Consider the following 4371-nt stretch of genomic DNA (forward strand, 5'->3'; position numbering starts at 1 on the left):
AGTTCCGTGAAATCGCCCTGATGTGTGTGGTCTACAACATCAAGCGGGCCGTGAAACAGTGAAATCCACTGCCTTACAGCGATTCAACACGGCCGTACGACCCGACCGATGATGATGAGGAGTCAACGTGGAGGTATGAACTCTCAAATCCGGATTATCCGGACAACTGGCGCTGGAACACCCAGCCGCAATCTGGTGCTTGGACACCGGGCTACGAAAACCCGAACCCGTTCGTGTTGTCACCGGGCGAAACTAAAGTCGCGACCATTGACCTAACAGTCGGAGAAGATGCCGTCAGCGGGAACCACCCGGTCCTCGCCACCGCTTATGCTCAGATTTTAGATGTTGCCGGCTATGCTCACTATGACAACGCCACGACCACGATCAGCGTCCAGCAGCCAGGGGATCTCGCTCTTGAAGCCCAAGCTGGGACGGCCGCCCCAGGGGAAACATACGCTCTCACCTACAGGATAGAGAACACTGGGTCAACGACCATCGGGGACGGTGATGATAGCAGCCCGACAATAGCTCCCGGTCCGTTGGACGACCCAGAACGTCCTCTAGGGGTCGTCACAAACGAGGGAGCTGGACCCGACGACGGGTTCATCGATGGGTTCACCTGGTCCAATTGGACCATCGATCCCGGTGAGGCCCTGGAGGCCAACCTGCAGGTCGAACTACCCAACGACACCGACCCTGGAGAGTACGATTTTACCATCGTAGCCAATCAGGGAACCATCGAGGGAGCTCGCGAATACGACCGAGCATCTGGGACGGTTACAGTGACAGAACCGGCGTTCGAGTTCACGAGTGACGCCTTCCCGTTCTATAATTGGGAAGGCAAAGAGCCATCCCTGTCATCTGGCGGCGATTTTGACCCCGATCACGAACACATTGGACTCGATGAGTCGGTATTCATAGATGAGTTCGTCACTGGCATAAATAATCTCATTCCAGACAGGCTCACACCTCCGTTACCAGACTCAGTACTTGGAGAATGGGCGAAAAGCGAATATGAGAATTTTACTGACGGGACATTTCGGAGTGGACACTGCTTTGGCATGGTGTTCGCTGCCGAACAGTACTACCGATCCGGAGTTCCTGATTCCGTCCCGGCATCATCAGCCAGTGAGATACCCCAGCCGACTGGCGAATACGACACAGTCGAAACAGACATCGACGAATACCAGAACAACCAGGCTAAAGATTTCAGCATCTGGTGGCTAGGAAACTACGCGATGAAGTATGGGTCTATCGACCTAGAGAGCGAGTTCTCCACAATATGTGATAAAATAGATGAGTCTGGTGTAGCACCGGTCGGCCTCGGTGGAGACGGACTGCATCAGGTCCTCGCTTACGAATACGATACCAGTGCTAAGGAACTAACAGTCTACGACCCGAACGAGCGACTGAATCAACAACCTCCGGGGCTGCTGAACCTTTCTGGCGAAACGATTGAATTCGAAAGCTCCAGGATAGTTTATTCCAGCGGTGCATCTTACGATACGGCTGTGTATCTTGACGAAGCACGGCCAGACCCACTTGGAATCCTGATTGGAGGGTTAGAAGTCGTCGGCGAGGTCGTTGTCGAAGCAATCAGCGAGGCAGTCGATGGGTTTGTTAGTATCGTTGCCAACTCACCGGTGCAGATTGACGCGACAGCACCTGATGGGACACAACTCAATCACCCCACTGAGTCCATTGATGGCACGCCTCCTGAAGAGATCGTTTATTTGACTGATGCTCCTGCTGGCAAGTACGAAATTACTATTGAAGGCACCGGTAGCGGCGACTACGCGATAGAAACCCAAGGAGCCGTCCCAAACGGAGGCCAGATTAACGCCAAGCGGAGCGGGACGATTTCTGAGGGTGAAACACAGACACTGACGGCGACAGTTCCCGATAAAGAGGGCGACTCGGGAGACATCAATCAAGGGAACACTGATGATGAGTTGAATCTTGCCCGTTTTGACCAGAACGAGACCGGTTATCTTGAGACTCAGGATGTCGTGAATGCTATCGTGGCGTACAACAGCGGCGACCAGATCGGTGGAGCGGACGTGTCCGCTCAAGATGTCGTGAACGTTATCGTCGCGTTCAATACCGGGCAATCCGTCTGAGCAGTCCTTGTCCCCAGTCTGCAGGGACCATCCGAAGAATATCTTGACGCAGCGAGGCAATTCCGTCGTTCAGGCTGGCGAGGATGTCATTCCCGTCACTCCTGAGAACACCTTCTCATCCAAATCTCAATCATAGAACACGACTTGAGAGGTGCATTCATACGTGAGCTGACCCATAAGTTTCTTAGCTATCCCACAACGCTGTGATGATAATGTACGACTTGACAGGATTCCAGCGGGATCTGTTATATGTGATTGCTGGCATGGATGATCCTCACGGCTTAGCACTCAAAGAAAAGCTAGATCAGTACTACGAGAGTGAGATCCATCACGGACGACTATACCCAAACCTTGACACATTGGTTGAAAAGGGGCTTGTCGAGAAGGGAACAAAGGACCAGCGGACAAACATTTACAGGATAACTAATCGAGGGCAGCGAGAAATCGAAGCCCGACGAGGTTGGGAGAACCAGTATCTGGACGAGAGCGCGACACCGACGTGAGGAGATCAATCAAAATTCATTCCGTAACCCCACTCTTCAAGCTTATTTTCGACTTCGTCAAGGTGGTCAAGTCCGATCATTACGAGCGCTTCGCGTAGATCGGTGAGCGAGACGTCATCACCAAATCTATCTTCAAGTTCACGGCGTGCGTCATGTTCGCCATCTTTGGTATCGCTCTGGAGAAACAGCGGCACACGCTCACGACCGTCCTGTACGCTGTCGCGCCGATACTTATATGGAATCCGCATTGGTTCACGAGTTGTTTCCTCAGAACTAGTGGTCTCAGATGCGGATTCAGGAGTTGTATCGCTGTCCTGCGAGGCGTCTGGAACCATATCGTCTACTGAACCGCTCGTGTCATCTGCAAACGGATCCTCACCGGCACCTTCTTTCATTCCTGTCATGCCTCAATCACCCCATGGTTGAGGTCACCAGGCTCTGGCGGATTCGGCGCTTCTAGGCCGACACTTTCCTCAAGAGACCGTGCGATCCGATCAAACTGCGCGAGTGTTTCAAGTTCGTAATCACGGCGTCGGTCCCGGTGCTTGCGAACGTAAGTGAATGCCGAACACTGCTCCATCCAACTTCCCTCCATGAGAGACGACCGCTCCCCGATGACTTCCGGAATAGGATAGTCAATCTCGTTGAGAATTGTTCGTTGGTCCCGCGTGTCTTTGAACCCGATCGGAACCGCTGCTAGAACGCCAACTTCGACATCAAGTTGCTCTTCAAGACCACCAACGAGTGATTCAAGTCCCTCCACAGCAGCTTGACCCTTTGCACTCGGTTCCACTGGAATAACAAGGGATCGAGTTGCATGGATCGCGTTGTACAAGTGTGCGCCCTCCGTTGCGGGCGGGTCACATATAAGAACATCATACTCGTCAGGGACACCAGCATCTCGGAGGACGCGAAGCAGCTGAGAATGCATACCAAAGGCCTCACCCATGGCTTCTTTTTGTTCTTTCTCGCGCTGGAGATACTCGGCGAGATCTGAGAGCATATTGTGCTCTGGGACGATATCGATCCCATCGACGGTCCGGATTAGGTTGTCGAAGTCACCCTTCGGCCGGTGTATCATATGCCGGACGAGATTGTCAACAGACTCTGTCCGCTGATCATCGACTCCAAGAAGTCGAGAGAGGTCCCCGTCTTGAGGGTCGAGCGGGACAACAAGGGGTTTGAGTCCTGCACGAGCGTGGGCAGTAGCGAGGTTTGCTGCGGTCGTAGTTTTCCCAACTCCGCCTGCTTCACTATAGGTCGAGTACGCTAACATACCTTCTTCATGAATGCCCCTCATCATGAATGTTCGTCAGCCACATTCAGTAGTGATCCCCACCTAGTGATTAGATGAATGTAGTTGTTGGATGGAGCTGGTTAGTGAAACTAGTGAACACAACTAGTGAACACAACTAATGACCACAACCAATGATTGCAGTATCAGACTCTCCTCATACAGCGGGAGAATACCTTCCCGTGAGAGACGAGTGTTTCCTATCATTCACGACGGGAAGAAATCAAAGCAACAAGCCGAACAGACCGCCGTATTGTCAGTTATTATATCTGACGATGAGATCATTGACCTCCTCCCCCGCGTTCACGCGGGGGAATCCCGAGCGTTGGGATATTAGGGTTTACACGTCACTCGGCGGGTGCTCGCGGTTGGAATCCGCGAGTCCGGCTGAACTGAATGACGCGAGGCTGGGCCAAACAGCCGTTACCGCTATCCCCCAGTGGGGGAGTCACGG

4 protein-coding genes are annotated in these 4371 nt (G+C 52.9%); 2 read left to right on the forward strand and 2 right to left on the reverse strand.

Annotated features, from left to right (window positions below):
- Positions 1–236 precede the first annotated feature (236 nt).
- Both BMX17_RS24555 and BMX17_RS24560 read left to right on the forward strand, forming a co-directional pair.
- Complete coding sequence (locus BMX17_RS24555; RefSeq protein WP_139203782.1) at positions 237–2120, forward strand: COG1361 family protein; 1884 nt, start codon at positions 237–239, stop codon at positions 2118–2120.
- Between the two features lie 212 nt (positions 2121–2332).
- Positions 2333–2623, forward strand: coding sequence for a PadR family transcriptional regulator (locus BMX17_RS24560; protein WP_092665206.1), 291 nt, complete (start codon positions 2333–2335; stop codon positions 2621–2623).
- A gap of 5 nt (positions 2624–2628) precedes the next feature.
- Here the strand turns inward: BMX17_RS24560 and BMX17_RS24565 are convergent, their stop codons facing one another.
- Positions 2629–3027: a DUF7970 domain-containing protein gene (locus BMX17_RS24565; RefSeq protein WP_092665200.1), complete on the reverse strand. Its 399-nt coding sequence runs from the start codon at positions 3025–3027 to the stop codon at positions 2629–2631.
- Positions 3024–3899, reverse strand: coding sequence for a ParA family protein (locus BMX17_RS24570; RefSeq protein ID WP_092665203.1), 876 nt, complete (start codon positions 3897–3899; stop codon positions 3024–3026). The genes BMX17_RS24565 and BMX17_RS24570 overlap by 4 nt, the downstream gene beginning before the upstream one ends.
- Positions 3900–4371: the final 472 nt, after the last annotated feature.

Origin of the sequence: Halorientalis persicus (genome assembly GCF_900110215.1) — an archaeon.
Taxonomy (GTDB): domain Archaea; phylum Halobacteriota; class Halobacteria; order Halobacteriales; family Haloarculaceae; genus Halorientalis; species Halorientalis persica.